The sequence below is a fragment of the Agathobaculum faecis genome, assembly GCF_014287995.1.
Classification (GTDB): Bacteria; Bacillota; Clostridia; order Oscillospirales; family Butyricicoccaceae; genus Agathobaculum; species Agathobaculum ammoniilyticum.
This window is the reverse complement of record NZ_JACOPL010000002.1, coordinates 82,826-98,571: the sequence shown is the minus strand read 5'-3', so window position 1 is coordinate 98,571 and position 15,746 is coordinate 82,826. Positions and strand designations below refer to the sequence as shown.

Sequence of the window (15,746 nt, the reverse complement as noted above, 5' to 3'; positions counted from 1 at the left end):
TTCATGCGCCGCTCCTTTCGATCACGACCGCGTGGCAGATGCCCGCGATGGGCTGTCCCTGCTGCACCGAGGTCGGGCTCATCATTGCGCCCGTGCCGGCGAACACCAGGCGCCGGAGCCGGCCGCCCTCCATATCCCGCAGCAGCGGGCCGCACAGCACCGCGGCCGAGCAGCCGCAGCCCGAACCGCCCGCATGCGCGTCCTGTTCGTCCCCGAACAGCAGGCTGCCGCAGTCCGAGTACACGGGCGACAGGTCGATCTTATCCTCCCGCAGCAGGGTGAGCAGGATATCCGCCCCCACATGGCCGAGGTCACCGGTCACGATGCAGTCGAAATCGGCCGGCTGCGCACCAAGGTCGGACAAAAGCGTAGAAAGCGTGTCGTAAGCGGCGGGTGCCATCGCCGCCCCCATGTTATTCGCGTCCTTAACGCCCATCTCCACCATCCTGCCGAACAGCGCATGCGTGACACGGATGCCGGAGGAGCCGCCCCGCGGGTCCGCGGCGGACAGCACGGCCGCGCCGGCCGCTGTGGCCGTCCATTGGGCGGTCGGCGTGCGCTGGCCGCCGTAGGCAAGCGGGAACCGGTACTGCCGCTCGGCCGAGCAGAAATGCGAGGACGCGGCAGCGAGCAGGCGCCGCGCCGCGCACCCCTCCACCAGACACCCGCCGAGCGCCAGCCCCTGCGCCATAGTCGAACAGGCACCGTATTGCCCGAGATACGGCACGTCCGACCCCACCGAGGCCAAAAACGAGCCGATGCACTGGTTGAGCAGGTCGCCCGCGAGGATCACATCCAAATCGCTCTTCTGCAGACCCGCCTTTTTTACCGCGAGGTCGATCGCGGTCTTTTGCAGTTCGCTTTCCGCCAGCTCCCACGATTTCTGACCCATGCGGTCGTCCTCGGTCACGAAGTCGAACTGCGCGCCCAACGGGCCGTCGCCCTCCTTTTTCCCGACCGCCGCCGCATGCGACAGCAGAAACGGCCGCTCCGCAAACTGTAGCGTGCGCTTCCCTATCCTCCGGATCATCCCGCGCCGCCTCCCCCCATCAGCAGCAGCGCCAGCCCATAGAGCACGCTGGCCGAAATACCGTATACCAGCACAGGGCCGGCGATCACAAACAGCTTCGCCCCCACGCCCAGCACCAGCCCCTCGCTTTTGAATTCCATCGCCGGCGACACGATCGCGTTGGCAAAGCCTGTGATCGGTACGATCGTTCCCGCGCCCGCGTGTTTGGCCAGCTTTTCATACAGGTGCAGGCAGGTCAGCAGCGCGCCGAGGAACACCATGGTGATGGCCGTCGCCGCCGCCGCGTCCGCTGTCTCCAGGCCGCGCGACTGCCAGAAATTGCTCACGCCCTCGCCGACCGTGCAGATCGCCCCGCCGAACAGGAACGCCTTCAGACAGTCCTTCCAAAGCGGCGAATTCGGGCTTTTCTGTTCCAACATCTGCTGGTATTTCTGCTTATCCAGTTTCATGCGCATCTCTCCTCTTCGGGAGGCTACTCCCATGTTTCTGCTATTTTGCGCGGTTTTTTTGCCGTTTATCCATCTGACCTTATAAAATAATCAAAGTTTGGCTATTTAAAACAGGTCAAATATGCCGTATCCTATCTGAGGAAAGAAAAGGGGGAAACCGTTATGGAAAACAACAAACGAAAGATCACGCTGTATGATATCGTGGCCGTGGGGCTGCTCGCGGCCTTTGTATTCATTGCCACATTCTTTTTCAAAATCAAGATCCCGACGCCCGGCGGCTCAACCATGGTCAAGCTGGGCAACGGCATCTGTCTGCTGGCAGGCACGCTGCTGGGCGGCTGGCGCGGCGGCCTGGCCGCCGGCATCGGCTGCGCGCTGTTCGACCTGACCGATCCGGAATACGCGCCCACCGCCTATGTCACATTCCTCCGGTACTTTATCATGGCCGGCCTGTGCGGGCTGATCTCGCACTGGGGCGGGGCAAACGGACGCCGGACGATCCGCAACCTTGTCGCGGCCATCGCGGGTGCGCTGACCTATTCGACCCTGTATATCGGGGGCAAGATCATGGGCATGATGCTCGCTGGCTCGGCTTTTGTCCCTGCGGTGGCCGGCTGCGCGGCCAGCATCGCCTCCAGCCTGATCAACGCCGTGGTCGGTGTGATCGTCGCGATGCTGCTCACGCCCGCGCTGCAAAAAGCGCTCCAGTCCACCTCGTTCGCGCGCCATCTGGCGCACAGCTCGCAAAAGAATTAAAAAAGCCGCCCGCCGGAATTCTTTCCGGCGGATGGCCGCGCTTTTCCATCAGGGCCGCTCGTCACGGGAGCCTGTGTGCGCTTCGCCCCGCTCGCGCACGACCAGCAGCAGCGCCGAGCTGACAAACATGCCCGCGACCGCAAACGTAATGCTCATCATCCCCGCATGGATACCCCAGGCGGATGCGACCAGGCCCGTGATATACGGCATCAGGATCGCCCCGACACCTGCCGCAGGCAACATCACGCCCACGCCCGCGCTCGACAGCGATTTACCCGCGCTCGCAACCGCGGTCGGGTTGACGCCCGCGATCGAGATGCCGAACACAAACAGCAGCACCAGCGCGGAGACCGCCGTTTCCGCCTGTAGCAGAAGCAGGTACGCGCCGATGCAGCAGGCGGTCATCAGGGTCAGCGCACGGAAGCCGTTGCGGATATGCAGCACCAACGCGATCACCAGCCGCGCGGCCAGCATTGCGCCCCAGATGACTGTGACCGTGAGCTGCCCGGCCGTGCCGGACAGGATGCCTGTATCCTTGAAATAAGTAACCATCCAACCGGTGACCGCGATCTCGGTGCAGTTTTGGAAAAACAGCACCGCGGTCAGCAGCCAGAAGCGGCGGGAATGGAAAAAGTCCCACTGTCCCCCGCCGTCCGCCGTCCGGCTCGCCCGACGCGGCAGTCGGCCCGCGTAATAGCTCAGCCACAGCAGGCAGCCGCACAGGCCTAGCCCGATCATCGGCGCGCGCCAGTGCAGCAAGCCGAGCGCCGCGATCAGCAGCGGGCATACCAGCGAGCCGAGCGCAAAGCGCGAATGCGCCAGGTTCATTCCCTGGGTGCGGTCCTCCGCTGATATCGCAACCAGCACGCTGTCCGTATTCAGCACGCAGCCCTTTGCCGCGCCGACCAGCCCGAACGCCAGCACCAGCAGCCAGGGGTTCCCTGTCAGCGCCATGGCGAAATAACCGGCCGCACCGCCGGTCGACAGCAGCAGCGTCGTGTTGCGCATGCCGCGCCGCACGGTCAGCATACCCGTTGTAAAGCCGGACAGCAGATTTCCCACGCTCAACGCCGCGAGCAGCACGCCGCCCCATTCGTACCCCAGCGCATAGCGGTCCTGCAGCAGGCTCATCACCACGCCGCTACTCGACCCAAGCAGGCCGCCGAGCAGCATTGTCCGGTAAGCGCATCGCATCAAGCGGCGCCGCATCAATGCTTGCATCCTGTTCTCCCCCATTTCCCATTGTCGCCCTTTCAGTTTACACCCGAAACCGCTCCCGCGCAAGAGCGAACAAGCCAAAGGCGCCGCTTTTTCAGCGGCGCCTTTTCGCTCTCCGTCAACCGAGGCGTTCCTTTCGTTCTCGGCCGTCGCGCAGGAGCAAAGTCAGGGTTTCCCTGTCTTGCGCGCGGATGGCGCGGCGGTATTCGTCCAGATGGCCGATGATCTCGTCGATCTCGCGCGCAAGCGGCTCGGCGTTGCACAGAAACAGCTCGCTCCACATGGTTTCGTTCAGCTTGGCCACGCGCGTCAGATCCTTATAGCTGCCCGCGGAATAGCCATTATGCTTATCCGCCTCCGGACTTTTGATGTAGGCCGAGGACACGACATGCGCCAGCTGCGAGGTGAAGGCGATCATCCGGTCATGCTGTTCGGCCGTGCAGCGCACGGTCTGCCCAAAGCCGAGCGCCGTAAAATACGCTTCGAGCTGCTCCAGCACCCGCTCGGTGCTGCTCCTGGTGGGGACGAAAATCATGCTCGCCCCGTCGAACAGGGTCGGAAGCGCAAAATCCAGGCCGGAGAACTCCCGCCCCGCCATCGGATGCCCGCCGACAAAATGCACGCCCGCGTCGAGCGCAGCCTGCTCCAGCCGCTCGACCATGAACTGCTTGACGCCGACCATATCGACCACCACGCAGCCCTTTTTCATTTTCGGCATGTTTTCCAGCAGCCAGTCCACCGTCGCCTGCGGATACAGGCCGATGATGACCAGGTCGGCCTCCTTATACAGTGCCTCGGTTGCGACCGCGTCGATCGTGCCGTCCGCGCGCGCCTGCTCGGCGGTGGCGCGGGTGCGGTTCCAGCCCAGCACACGGCTGAGCGTGCGCGCCTTGATGGTTTTCGCCATCGAGCCGCCCATCAGGCCGAGGCCGGCAATAAGTACGGTGTCAAACATGATACAATCCCCTTGGTCTTGATGTTTTACTTAGTTAAATTGTAGCGTGGCGAACGAGGTTTGTCAATGAAAAAGGCGGTCCACATCTCTATGCAGGCCGCCAGCTGTTATAATCCCAGGATCTGTTTTTTCTTTGCGTCAAATTCCTCTTGTGTGATCACACCGCTGTCAAGCAATTCCTTATACCGTTTCAGTTCTTCCGCACCGGCTGTTGCGTTGGACTGCGGGGCAGCCTCCTGCCGCGCTGCGGATGCTGCCCGCTTGTCCTGCCGTTCCAGCAGAAGCCGGTTGATCTCAGTATGTATCTCAGCGGCGTTTTTGATCCAAACGAATCTGATAAAACCGGAAGCCGTGGCGACCGCAATCCCCCGCCAAAGCCTGGTGGTTTTGACTGCGGAAATCATATCAAACGGCAGATCGACGCGTTGGCCGAACACAGCCGTGCCGAAAACACGCTTATCGCTCACCGTTATGCTGATCCGCGAGCAGTACCAATAGAACAGCCCTGCGAGAATCAGGAATGGGAGCAGCGTAAAGCACGCATAATACGGGAATGCGCTGGTCAGAAAATAGGACAGGTCTAATCCATCTCTCCTGTTCGAAATATCGATCGCCAAGGGCAGACCGAGCCAAATAAAAAGAACGACGCCAATACCAACGATGATCAGGCTGATCAGCTTGATATTGTACTGTACGGATTTGATAATGATTTTTTCTTCCATGTAATCCCCTCCCTATTTTGTCCGGCATGGATTAATAATCTATGCTTATTGCTATTATATTACATGCAAATTGCATAGTCAATATGCTTTATTGGCAATTTGCAATGCTTTTCATTGCAAAGCGTAACTCGTGAATATCGTCCTGCCTCGATAAAATGTAGCATGGAAAGGGGCTGTAAGGATGGATGACTTATCCTTTGAGATCGGTAAAAATATACGAAAATACCGGAAATTGAAAGGGCTGACGCTGGAGAAGCTGGCAGAGGTACTGGAGACGGAAACCAATTATCTTGGACAGTGCGAGCGCGGCGAGCGTCGGTTCAGCCTAGATAAGCTGGTTGACCTGATTGAGTATTTCGGCATCACCGCCAATGATATCATACCGGCTTCAGGCAAGGGGAACGGCAGGAGCCGGGAAAAAAGCGTCTACCTGCGGGAAATCAACGAGCTTCTCGGCCCCTGCACAGACAACCAGCTGGCGGTCATTCTGAACATGCTGAAGGAAAGCGTCCCTTTTTTAAAGGAATAGGCGGGAAGTAACAAAAAAGCAGGCTGGCATATGCCAGCCTGCTTTTTTATGCTTCCTTCTGCGGCCTTGGGTTGACCCGGCAGAGCTGCTTCCAGATTGGTGTAATCCGGCAGAGGACGAACACAATCAGCGCGCCTGCGAGGTTCAGGATCAGATCGTCCACATCGCACGAGCCGGCGCCGGTATACACCTGCGCCACCTCGACTGCCGTGATGCCGAGCGTCAGCGTGGCGGTAAAGAAGAAAATGCTCCTCTGCCAGCGGAACAGCGCGGGCAGGAACACGCCCATGGGCGCAAACGCCGCCAGGTTGCCCAGCAGGTTGAGTACCACCAGCCGCAGCGAGATATTGCCATAGCCGTAGGCAATCAGATAATTTTTAATCGTGCGCAGCGGTTCCAGGTTGACCGCGCCGAGGTCTGCGCCCGCGTGGAAGCCGCGGCCGAACGCATTATCAAAAAACAGCACGTTCGCCAGCACCCACAGATAGTACCAGAACAAAAGCAGCATATAGTCGTGCCGCCGTTTGGCGCGCGCGCCGGCCGGCACGCCGTAAAACAGCGCCGTGCCGAGCAGCAGCGCGAACGCCGCCGCGACCGCGAGCTTTTGCTCGGGCCCCACGATATAGCCGGGCGCCAGCTCATAATACAGGTTGAAGCAGAGCAGCACGGCGGTCAGGACCGCCGCCAGCCTGCGGACAAGGGTTTTCAAAGGGAGTTGCTCCTTTGTGAGGGGATTCCCGCGCCAGCGGCGCGGCTTTTATACCGGGGCTTTTCCAGCGCCCCATGCCCGTTTACAGGCGCTCCGCCTCGGAAAGCCACAACGCCGCGCATGCATCCGAGGGCATGCGCCAGTCGCCGCGCGGGGAGAGTGTGACCGTGCCGACCTTGGGGCCGTCTGGCAGGCAGGAGCGCTTGAACTGCTGGGTGAAAAAGCGTCGGACAAAGGTCACGAGCCATTTTTTCACCGTTGCATCGTCGTACACACCCGCAAAGGTCTTGCGTGTAATGCGGTAAATTTTGCGCGGCGGGTAACCGAAGCGCAGCATATAATACAGGAAAAAGTCGTGCAGCTCATACGGGCCGACCAAATCCTCGGTTTTCTGGCTGATCTCCCCATCCTTGGGCGGGAGCAGCTCGGGCGATACCGGCGTGTCCAGCACATCCTGCAGCACGTCGGACAGCTCGCCGAGCGCACAGTCGGCCTCATAGGCGACCAGATATCGCACCAGCGTTTTGGGGATGGAGGCGTTGACGCCGTACATCGACATATGATCGCCGTTATAGGTCGCCCAGCCGAGCGCCAGCTCGGACAGGTCGCCCGTGCCGACCACCATGCCGCCCAGCTTGTTGGCCAGGTTCATCAGCACCAGCGTGCGCATACGCGCCTGCGCATTCTCAAACGTGACCGAAAGGTCGTCCATGCTCTGACCGATATCGCGAAAATGCTGATCCACCGCGGCCTTGATATCCACGGTCTGCAGCGTCACGCCATAGGCGTCGGCCAGCTTTTCCGCATTGCCGCGCGTGCGGGCGGTCGTGCCGAAACAGGGCATGGTCACCGCCAGGATGCCCTTGCGGTCCAGCCCGAGCAGGTCGAACGCATGCACCAGCACGATCAGCGCGAGCGTGGAATCCAGCCCGCCGGACAGACCCACAACCGCAGCCCTGGCATGCGTGTGGCGCAGACGGGTGGCAAGGCCGGTCGCCTGCAGCGTGAGGATCTCCTCGCAGCGCTCGTTGCGCAGCGCCTTATTGGCGGGAACGAACGGCGTGCGCGGGAACCGGCGGTCCGCGAGGTCGTTTTCGCCGGGCGTTACCTCCATCGTGGCCGCAAAGCCGCCGCCCGATACCGTGAACGTGTTCATGCGGCGGCGCTCATGCACGAGCCGCTGCACGTCGATATCCGCGTAGATCACGCCGCTCTCGAACGGGCGGCTCTCGGCCAGCAACACGCCGTTTTCCGCAATCAGGTCGTGGCCGGAGAACACCAGGTCCTGCGTAGATTCCCCGAAGCCCGCGTCCGCATAGGCGTAGGCGCACAGCAGCCGCGCGGACTGCTGCCGTACCAGGTCGCGGCGGTAGGCGGTCTTACCGATGATCTCATCCGACGCGGACAGGTTGACGATCACGGTCGCGCCCGCCTGCGCCAGCCGCGTGGAGGGCGGTTCGGGTACCCACAGGTCCTCGCAGATCTCCACGCCAAACGCGAAATCCGGCATCGCCGCGCTGGAGAACACCTGCACGCCACCGAACATAGTGGTTTGGCCCAGCAGCTCGACCGGCTCCATATCCAGCCCCGCGCCCGACGTAAAGTGGCGCTGCTCGTAAAACTCGGAATAATTCGGGATGCTGTGCTTCGGCACCAGCCCTTCCACCGCGCCGCGGCACAGCACCGCCGCCACGTTATACAGCTTGCACTGATGCATCAGGGGCAGGCCGACCACCACGGCGGCGTTCAGCGCCACAGTCGCGTCCCGCACGGTGCGGAGCGCTTCCAGCGCCCCATCCAGCAGCGTCTGCTGCAAAAACAAGTCGCCGCAGGTATAGCCGGTCAGGCAAAGCTCCGGAAACACGATCAGGCGCGCGCCCTTATCCGCGGCCTGTTCCGCCAGCCTGACGATTTCGGAAGCGTTATAGGCGCAGTCCGCGACCCGTAGCGCGGGCGTCGCGGCGGCAATTTTGACAAATCCATCCTGCATTCCAGTATTCCTCCAGACAGTTCAGATATGGTTAGTATACCCTTTTTCCGGCACGGACGCAAGGTTTTTGCGCCCATGCACGGGACATCCGCTCGGAAAAAGGAGGAAGACCGCGGTCTTCCCCCTTTGTGCCGTATTGCGCCGTTATTTTTCCCTGACCGCGCCATCCTTGATAATATCCCAGTTTTTGCGCAGATAGTCAAAGCCTGAGTAGATAGTGACGAGCGTCACGACCCAGCCGACCAGGTATGCGAACATCGGATAGCCGTCCGTTCCACTGATAACCATAACAGTGCTGGTACTGGTGAAACTGCCGTCAGACGACACCATCATTGAGTCGAATGCACCGCTGCCGGCCGCACCAATCAGGATATAATACAGATAAATTAAAATAATACCGCCAATCTGCACACAGGTCTTGACCTTGCCCGTCCATGTCGCGGCGAGCACGCGGCCCTTGTTGGCCGCCACCACGCGCAGCGAAGTGATGATCAGCTCGCGCGCCAGAATGACGCACACCATCCAGCCCGCCATTGCGCCCTGCCCCACGAACAGCACAAGTGCGCTCGTCACCAGCAGTTTATCCGCCAACGGATCGACAAATTTGCCAAAATCGGTCACCTGGTTATACTTGCGGGCGACATAACCGTCCAGAAAGTCCGTGAAGCTCGCCACGCAGAACAGCACCAATGCGATAACCGTATTCGTTGGGAACAACAGACCGCTTGCCTGATAATCCACGGAAAACATCGGCTGCGACGCGAAATACAGAAAAAATGGGATCATTGCAATACGGGTCAGCGTGATCTTGTTTGCTGTGGTCATTTTTATTCCCCCTTTTGCCGGACGCCGAGCAGGTCGGGTCCCAGGCTGTCTGTGATGCGGACGGGGATAAACCCGCCCGCTACGGGCGCGTCCTCCGCCTCAAAGTACACATGGCCGTCCACTTCGACCGAGTCCGCGTAGGTGCGGCCGTACCAGAGCTGCTGCTCCTCGTCAAACCCCTCGCACAGCACCTCCATGACCTCGCCGTGGCGGGAGGTGTTGTAATCGTCCAGCACGCCCGACTGCAGCTCCTCCACGATCAGGCGGCGGTTAGCCTTGACCGCAGCGTCGATCTGGTCGGGTAATTCCGCGGCCTCGGTACCCTCCTCGGGCGAAAACTCGAACACGCCCACGCGCTCGATCTGTACGTCCTGCAAAAACGCACACAGCGCGGCAAATTCGTCCTCGGTCTCGCCCGGCAGGCCGACAATCAGGCTGGTGCGCAGCACAAGGCCCGGGATGCGGTCGCGCAGGCTTTGGAGCAGCGCGGCAAATTCCTCCCCATCGCCTGGGCGGTGCATCGCGCGCAGGATGCGCTTTGATACATGCTGGAGCGGGATGTCCAGGTACTTGACGATCTTGGGCTCGGACGCAATGACCTCCACCAGCTCGTCCGTGATCTGGTCGGGGTACAGGTAGTGCAGACGCACCCAATGGAAATCCATTTCGCACAGGCGGCGCAGCAGCTCGGGCAGCAGGCGCTGATGCCCGGGCAGGTCCATGCCGTATTTGGTGATGTCCTGCGCAATGACGATCAGCTCCTTCACCCCAGCGTCGGCCAGCGCCTGCGCTTCCGCGAGCAGCGCGTCCATCCCGCGCGAGCGGTACGGCCCGCGCAGCTTGGGGATGATGCAGTAGCCGCAGCGGTTGGAGCAGCCCTCCGCGATTTTGAAATAGGCCGTATATGGCGGGGTCAGGCGGTCGCGGCCGCCCTCTAGCGCGGCGCTGGCCATATCCGCCAGGTACGCGGCCTTATGCCCGCCGAGCGCGGCGTTCGCCGCGTCCACGATGCTCTCATAGCTGCCCGTGCCGCAGATTGCGTCGATCTCGGGCAGCTCCGCGCGCATCTCCTCCGCGTAGCGCTGCACCAGGCAGCCGGTCACGACCAGGCCTTTCATTTTGCCGCTCTGCTTGTACTGCGCGGTTTCGAGAATGGTCTCGATCGCCTCGGTCTTGGCGGCTTCAATAAACCCGCAGGTGTTGACCACGCCCACGTCCGCCTCGGCCATATCCTCGGCGACCTCCCAGCCCGCCGCGCGCAGCAGGGCGAGCATATGCTCGCTGTCCACCAGGTTTTTGGCGCAGCCGAGCGAAATCAGTCCTATTTTCGGCATGGAATCCTCCTTTTTTGTCCCACTATTGTCCAATGGTATTATACATCACAAACCCGCCTTTGTCATCTGTTGTATTTCGTCCGCGCGCGCAGAAAAAGAGGGAAGCCGTCCGGCTTCCCTCTTCCCCGCCGCTTTACAGCAGCCGCTCCATTTCCGTAATCAGCTCGTCGAACAGGCGGGTCGCGTCCTCGATGGGCGCGGGGGTTGCCATATCCACGCCCGCGCCGCGCAGCAGCGTGATCGGGTCGGCCGAACAGCCGCCGGACAGGAAACCCAGGTAATCGCTGACCGCGCTTTCACCCTCGCGCAGGATGCGGCGCGACAGCGCGATCGCCGCCGCATAGCCGGTGGCGTACTGGTACACATAGTAATCATAATAGAAATGCGGGATACGCGCCCATTCGAGCGCGATCTCCTCGTCCACGACCATATCGGGGCCGAAATACTGCTCGTTGAGCCGCCGGTACAGCGCGCAGAGCGCTTCGGCGGTCGTACCCTCTCCGCGCTGGGTCATCCCGTTCACCGCCAGCTCGAATTCCGCGAACATGGTCTGGCGGTACAGCGTGCCGCGGAACTGTTCGAGGAAATGGTTGATAAGATACGCTCGCTGCTTCCGGTCCTGCGTGACCGACAGCAGGTATTCCATCAGCAGCGCTTCGTTGCAGGTGGAAGCGACCTCGGCTACGAAAATCACATAATCCTGATACGCGGTGGGCTGGGTGCGATTGGACAGGTAGGAATGGATGGCGTGGCCCATTTCGTGTACGAGCGTGAACACATCGTCCAGCGTCCCCTTGAAATTGAGCAGCACATACGGATGAACGCGCGCGCCCGCGGAATACGCGCCCGAACGCTTTCCCTCGTTCTCATATACGTCGATCCAGCCGCCCGCGAAGCCCTGGCGCAGCAGGTCCAGGTATGTCTCGCCCAGGGGGGCGAGCGCCTTGAGCGCGGTTTCCTTGGCTTGCTCAAAGGTGAACTTCATCTCCACGCCCTCGACCACCGGAACATAGAGGTCGTACATATGCAACTCCTCCAGCCCAAGCAGGCGGCGGCGCAGGCCGACATACCGGTGCATGGGCGCCAGCGAGCGGCGCACCGCGTCGATCAGGTTGTGGTAAATGGCGGTCGGCACCTCGGTCCCGTCGAGCGCCGCGTCCAGCGTGGAGGGATATTTGCGCGCGTTGGCAAAGAACAGCAGCTGCTTCATCTGCGCGGACAGCGTCGCCGCTGCGGTATTGCGGAACTGGCCGTACACCGAATACAGCGAATCGAATGCGGACCGGCGCAGCGCGCGGTCATAGGACTGCATCAGCGGGATAAAGGTGCCGTGCGTGACCGGATGCCTGTTCCCATCCTGATCGGCCGCGTCCGGAAAGCGGAGATCGGCGTCATTGAGCATGGAGTAGATATCGTCCGGACCGGACGCCATCTCGCCCGCAGCCGCGAGCAACGCCTCCTCCTTGTCTGAAAGCACATGGTCGCGGCGGCGGCGCACGCGGTCCATCGCCAGCCGGTAGTTTTCGAGCGCGGGCGTTTCGCGGTAAAAGCGGGCGAGCGTCTGATCGTCAATGGCGAGCAGCTCGGGCGTTTCAAACGCTGCCGCGGCCTGCAACTCCACCGCGAGCCGCGTCGCCTGGCTCACCATCTCCTGATACGCGGCGACGCGGGTATCCTCGTCGCTGCGGCGCTGGGCGTAATGGACAAGCGCGTCGAACGCCAGGCTGATCTCGTCGTCCAGGCGGAAAAATTCCAGCAGCGTCTCCCCGCTTTCGGACAGGCGGCCGCGGTACGCCGCGACGCGCGGAACAAACGCCTTGGCTGCGTTGTAGGCGGCACGCCAGTCCGCATCGCTCGCGAACAGATCGCGGACCGCCCACTTGCCACTGTCCGGCACCTCCGCGCGTGCCGGTATCCTGGTCATTTCCATGGAAATCCTTCCTTTCCAGTGTGGTTTACTGTATGTTATTATGATACCGCAACCGGACAGAACATGCAAGAAAAAGCCCCCTGTTTACCAACAGAGGGCGAAAAAACGGTTCATTGCCTGACGGAACAGTGTACGCGGATCATAATGAAATTGATCGGGACGGTCAGCGCCAAAAGGAAAACGCCTGCCACCGCCGCCAGGCCCTCCGTATCGGCAAGGCCGGCCCAGCCGCCAATGGAAACCTGATGCAGGCGATAAAGCGCCTGCAGGCCGATGGCGGCCGCGCACGCCGCCGCGCTGACCGCGAGACGCGGCTTCTATTTCTTCTCGGCTGCAACACCGCGGAACGGCACCGCCAGCGCGATGATTCCCAGCAGAATACTCCCTATGTTAAGCCATCCATAACCCATATCCATGCTCCTCCTTTTATTGTCGGTTATTGAGGAAACCGCGCGCGGCTTCTCTTTAGGGAAAGGATAGCACGGAAAAACCTGATTGTTAAGAAAGGGGCGGGAAAATTTGCTTTCCCGCCCCTTTTGCGCTCTTTTATGCACTTTTAGAACGTGTCGGGCAGGTCCTGCCCGTACTCAGCCAGCGCCGCCCGAATATCCGGCCAGGAAAACCCCCGGCGCTGCAGCGCCGCGACCGCCTTTTCGACCTCCCGCCGGTCGGACACATCGCCGTGCAGCCGCTTGTCAAGCAGCGCGCGCAGCTTCGCCCTGTCCGGAGAAAACGGCTGCAGCGCCTCTTCCGCCGTCTCGCGCGCCACGCCCCGGCGGGCCAGCTCCTGCCGGATGCGCAGCTCTCCGTACCCCTTGCGCGCGCAGGAACGCACCACGCTTTCCGCGTAGGCAGCGTCGTCCAGCAGGCCGCGTTCCAGCAGCCAAGCGACCGCGTACTCCGCTGCCTGTTCGTCGTGGCCCTTGTCGAGCAGCTTGTCCCGCAGCATGCTGGCGCTCAGCGCGCGGTATGAGAGCTGCCTCGCCGCCGCGTCCAGCGCCGCGTGGTATTTATCCCCGTTCATTCTTCATCCAGGTCGTCAAAATCGTCCGCGTCGATGGACACGGCCCGCGAAGCGCCGGCCTTGGGTGCGGCGGGCTTGGCCGCAGGCGCCGCTACGGACGCCGGACGGGCCGCCGCGGTCTGATGCGCCTTCTGCCGCTCCTCCTCAACTTTTTCCATGATCTGCTTCTGCACATCGTCCGCAAGCTCGGGATGGTCCTTGAAATACTGCTTGGCCGCGTCGCGCCCCTGTCCCAGGCGCATTTCGCCCAGCGAGAACCACGCGCCCGACTTGCCCACAATGCCGTATTTGACGCCCAGATCGACCAGCTCGCTTGTGCGCGAGATGCCCTCGCCGTACATGATGTCGAACTCGGCCTCCTTGAACGGCGGCGCGACCTTGTTCTTGACCACCTTGCAGCGGGTGTGGCTGCCGATATTCTCCGCGCCGGACTTGATATGCTCGGTACGGCGCACGTCGATACGCACGGAGGCGTAGAATTTGAGCGCGCGGCCGCCGGTCGTGACCTCCGGACTGCCATAGATCACGCCCACCTTTTCACGAAGCTGGTTGATAAAAATAGCTACGCACTGGCTCTTGGCGATCGAGCCGGCCAGCTTGCGCATGGCCTGGCTCATCATGCGGGCGTGCAGGCCGACGAACGAATCGCCCATTTCTCCCTCGATCTCGGCGCGCGGGGTGAGCGCGGCGACCGAGTCGATGACCACAATATCAATTGCGCCCGAACGCACGAGCGCCTCCGCGATATCAAGCCCCTGCTCGCCGGTATCCGGCTGGGAAACCAGCAGGCTGTCGATATCCACGCCCAGCGCCTTGGCGTATATGGGGTCGAGCGCATGCTCCGCGTCGATGAACGCGGCGGTGCCGCCCAGCTTCTGCGCCTCGGCCACGCAGTGCAGCGCAACCGTGGTCTTGCCGGAGGATTCCGGCCCGTAGATCTCCACGATGCGGCCGCGCGGCAGGCCGCCGATGCCCAGCGCGAGATCCAGCCCGATCGAGCCGGTCGGGATATGGTCTACCTGCATGCCGGCGTTCTCGCCGAGACGCATGACCGAACCCTTGCCGAACTGCTTTTCGATCTGACCGAGCGCCGCGGCGAGCGCTTTCTTTTTATCGGCCGCGGGCGCGACCGGTTCGAGCTGTTTTTTGGTAGCCATAAAGAGCCTCCTGCTTGTTTGTTGATTCCTGCATCCATTATACCAGTGGCAAAAAATAAAAGCAAGAAAAATCGAAAATTTGTTCGATGTTTTCCTGCTTTTTATTTTTCACTTTCGTCTGTGGACGGCGCGGCGGCCTGCGCGCCGCGTTCGATCTGTTCGCTGAGCGGTACATATTCCGGAGGCTTTTCCCCCGTTTCATTCCAGCAGGGTGTTGTACCCATACACAATGCGCGGCACCCCGGAAAGGTCCTCCGTGATGCCGATGCCGGCAAAACGGTTATCCTCCAGGATGGCGGCGACCTGCGTCGCCTGCCGGTAGCCGCACTCGAACAGGATGACGCCACCCGGCACGAGCAGCTCCCCCCACTTGGCGCAGATCGAACGGTAAAAATCCAGCCCGTCCTCCCCGCCGAACAGCGCTTCGTGCGGCTCGTAATCCGCGACGCTCGGCTCGAGCGCGCGCATCTCCGCGCGGGTGACGTAGGGCGGATTGGAAACCAGAATGTCAAACTGCCCCATATTGTTCGGCGGGCGGAAGCGCACGTCCGCCTTGAGCGCGACATACCGGCTCTGCACCCCCAGCCGACGGGCGTTTTCCCGCGTAACGCGCAGCGCGCCCTCGGAAATATCCACACCCGCGACGCGCGCGTCCTCCACCTCATGCGCGGCGGCGATGCCGATGCAGCCCGAACCGCAGCACAGGTCGAGGATGCGCGGCGAAACCCGCTGCCGCGCCTGTCCGATGACCAACTCGCACAGACGCTCGGTATCCGAGCGCGGGATCAGCACCGAGCGGTCGATCTGGAACGTCAGCCCATAAAAATCCCATTCGCCGAGTATGTATGCAAGCGGTTCGCCGTCCAGACAGCGGTCGCAAAGCAGATGCGCATAGTCCACCGTCGCGTCGTCCAGATAGACATGACCCCAGTCGGCTGTTTTGTTTTTATCCGCCTTGCAGGCGTATGCCGTTATCTCGCGCGCGGAAAGAGAAGGCTGCGGATCGTCCGCCTCCTTCAAGCGCTTGAACAGCTCCATATATACGTCGTTGATGGTCTTGGTCAAGGCTTGGCCCACCCCCTAAATGTGTTTTACGCATGCCGCAGGGCGCGCGGCGG

16 protein-coding genes are annotated in these 15,746 nt (G+C 61.6%); 3 read left to right on the top strand and 13 right to left on the bottom strand.

Going from position 1 to position 15,746, the window contains the following annotated elements:
* Position 1: 1 nt before the first annotated feature.
* Both H8S45_RS02470 and spoVAC read right to left on the bottom strand, forming a co-directional pair.
* A complete protein-coding gene (locus H8S45_RS02470) occupies positions 2-1,030 on the bottom strand; it encodes a stage V sporulation protein AD (protein WP_186949503.1) in 1,029 nt (342 codons plus the stop codon).
* Positions 1,027-1,479 (bottom strand): stage V sporulation protein AC, encoded by a 453-nt coding sequence (gene spoVAC, locus H8S45_RS02465; RefSeq protein ID WP_082396864.1) that lies wholly within the window; start codon positions 1,477-1,479, stop codon positions 1,027-1,029. Before spoVAC ends, H8S45_RS02470 begins: the two co-directional genes overlap by 4 nt.
* A 162-nt stretch (positions 1,480-1,641) precedes the next feature.
* On the opposite strand from spoVAC, the gene H8S45_RS02460 reads away from it, so the two are divergent.
* Positions 1,642-2,235 carry an ECF transporter S component gene (locus tag H8S45_RS02460; protein WP_054326559.1) on the top strand — a complete coding sequence of 198 codons (594 nt, stop codon included), beginning with the start codon at positions 1,642-1,644 and terminating at the stop codon, positions 2,233-2,235.
* A 48-nt stretch (positions 2,236-2,283) separates the two neighbouring features.
* Here the strand turns inward: H8S45_RS02460 and H8S45_RS02455 are convergent, their stop codons facing one another.
* From H8S45_RS02455 to H8S45_RS16140, 3 genes are all read right to left on the bottom strand, one after another.
* Positions 2,284-3,456, bottom strand: a complete 1,173-nt coding sequence (locus tag H8S45_RS02455) for an MFS transporter (protein ID WP_186949501.1) — start codon at positions 3,454-3,456, stop codon at positions 2,284-2,286.
* A 115-nt stretch (positions 3,457-3,571) separates the two neighbouring features.
* Positions 3,572-4,408: a prephenate dehydrogenase gene (locus H8S45_RS02450; protein WP_054326562.1), complete on the bottom strand. Its 837-nt coding sequence runs from the start codon at positions 4,406-4,408 to the stop codon at positions 3,572-3,574.
* Positions 4,409-4,515: 107 nt separating this feature from the next.
* On the bottom strand, positions 4,516-5,130 hold the full coding sequence (locus H8S45_RS16140; RefSeq protein WP_054326563.1) for an SHOCT domain-containing protein: 615 nt from the start codon (positions 5,128-5,130) through the stop codon (positions 4,516-4,518).
* A 181-nt stretch (positions 5,131-5,311) separates the two neighbouring features.
* On the opposite strand from H8S45_RS16140, the gene H8S45_RS02440 reads away from it, so the two are divergent.
* Positions 5,312-5,659, top strand: a complete 348-nt coding sequence (locus H8S45_RS02440) for a helix-turn-helix domain-containing protein (protein ID WP_054326564.1) — start codon at positions 5,312-5,314, stop codon at positions 5,657-5,659.
* Positions 5,660-5,705: 46 nt separating this feature from the next.
* On the opposite strand, the gene H8S45_RS02435 is transcribed toward H8S45_RS02440, so the two are convergent.
* The 5 genes from H8S45_RS02435 to pepF form a co-directional block, all read right to left on the bottom strand.
* The gene (locus H8S45_RS02435; RefSeq protein ID WP_186949499.1) at positions 5,706-6,368 is read right to left on the bottom strand and encodes a VanZ family protein; all 663 of its coding nucleotides are present in this window, start codon (positions 6,366-6,368) and stop codon (positions 5,706-5,708) included.
* An 82-nt stretch (positions 6,369-6,450) separates the two neighbouring features.
* Positions 6,451-8,358, bottom strand: coding sequence for an NAD(+) synthase (locus tag H8S45_RS02430; RefSeq protein WP_186949496.1), 1,908 nt, complete (start codon positions 8,356-8,358; stop codon positions 6,451-6,453).
* A gap of 144 nt (positions 8,359-8,502) precedes the next feature.
* Complete coding sequence (gene pgsA / locus H8S45_RS02425) at positions 8,503-9,183, bottom strand: CDP-diacylglycerol--glycerol-3-phosphate 3-phosphatidyltransferase (RefSeq protein WP_054326568.1); 681 nt, start codon at positions 9,181-9,183, stop codon at positions 8,503-8,505.
* Positions 9,184-9,185: 2 nt separating this feature from the next.
* A complete protein-coding gene (gene rimO, locus H8S45_RS02420) occupies positions 9,186-10,517 on the bottom strand; it encodes a 30S ribosomal protein S12 methylthiotransferase RimO (RefSeq protein WP_186949494.1) in 1,332 nt (443 codons plus the stop codon).
* Between the two features lie 133 nt (positions 10,518-10,650).
* Positions 10,651-12,447, bottom strand: coding sequence for an oligoendopeptidase F (gene pepF / locus H8S45_RS02415; RefSeq protein WP_186949492.1), 1,797 nt, complete (start codon positions 12,445-12,447; stop codon positions 10,651-10,653).
* Positions 12,448-12,560: 113 nt separating this feature from the next.
* Here pepF and H8S45_RS02410 point away from each other — a divergent pair, with 113 nt between their 5' ends.
* A complete protein-coding gene (locus tag H8S45_RS02410; protein ID WP_186949490.1) occupies positions 12,561-12,890 on the top strand; it encodes a hypothetical protein in 330 nt (109 codons plus the stop codon).
* A 113-nt stretch (positions 12,891-13,003) separates the two neighbouring features.
* On the opposite strand, the gene H8S45_RS02405 is transcribed toward H8S45_RS02410, so the two are convergent.
* The 3 genes from H8S45_RS02405 to prmC all read right to left on the bottom strand — a co-directional run bounded on the left by H8S45_RS02405 (position 13,004) and on the right by prmC (position 15,693).
* Entirely contained in the window at positions 13,004-13,471 is a 468-nt protein-coding gene (locus H8S45_RS02405; protein WP_054326570.1) for a regulatory protein RecX, read from the bottom strand.
* Positions 13,468-14,628 carry a recombinase RecA gene (gene recA, locus H8S45_RS02400; RefSeq protein ID WP_082396868.1) on the bottom strand — a complete coding sequence of 387 codons (1,161 nt, stop codon included), beginning with the start codon at positions 14,626-14,628 and terminating at the stop codon, positions 13,468-13,470. Before recA ends, H8S45_RS02405 begins: the two co-directional genes overlap by 4 nt.
* Before the next feature lie 198 nt (positions 14,629-14,826).
* Complete coding sequence (prmC, locus tag H8S45_RS02395; RefSeq protein WP_082396870.1) at positions 14,827-15,693, bottom strand: peptide chain release factor N(5)-glutamine methyltransferase; 867 nt, start codon at positions 15,691-15,693, stop codon at positions 14,827-14,829.
* Between the last annotated feature and the right edge of the window lie 53 nt (positions 15,694-15,746).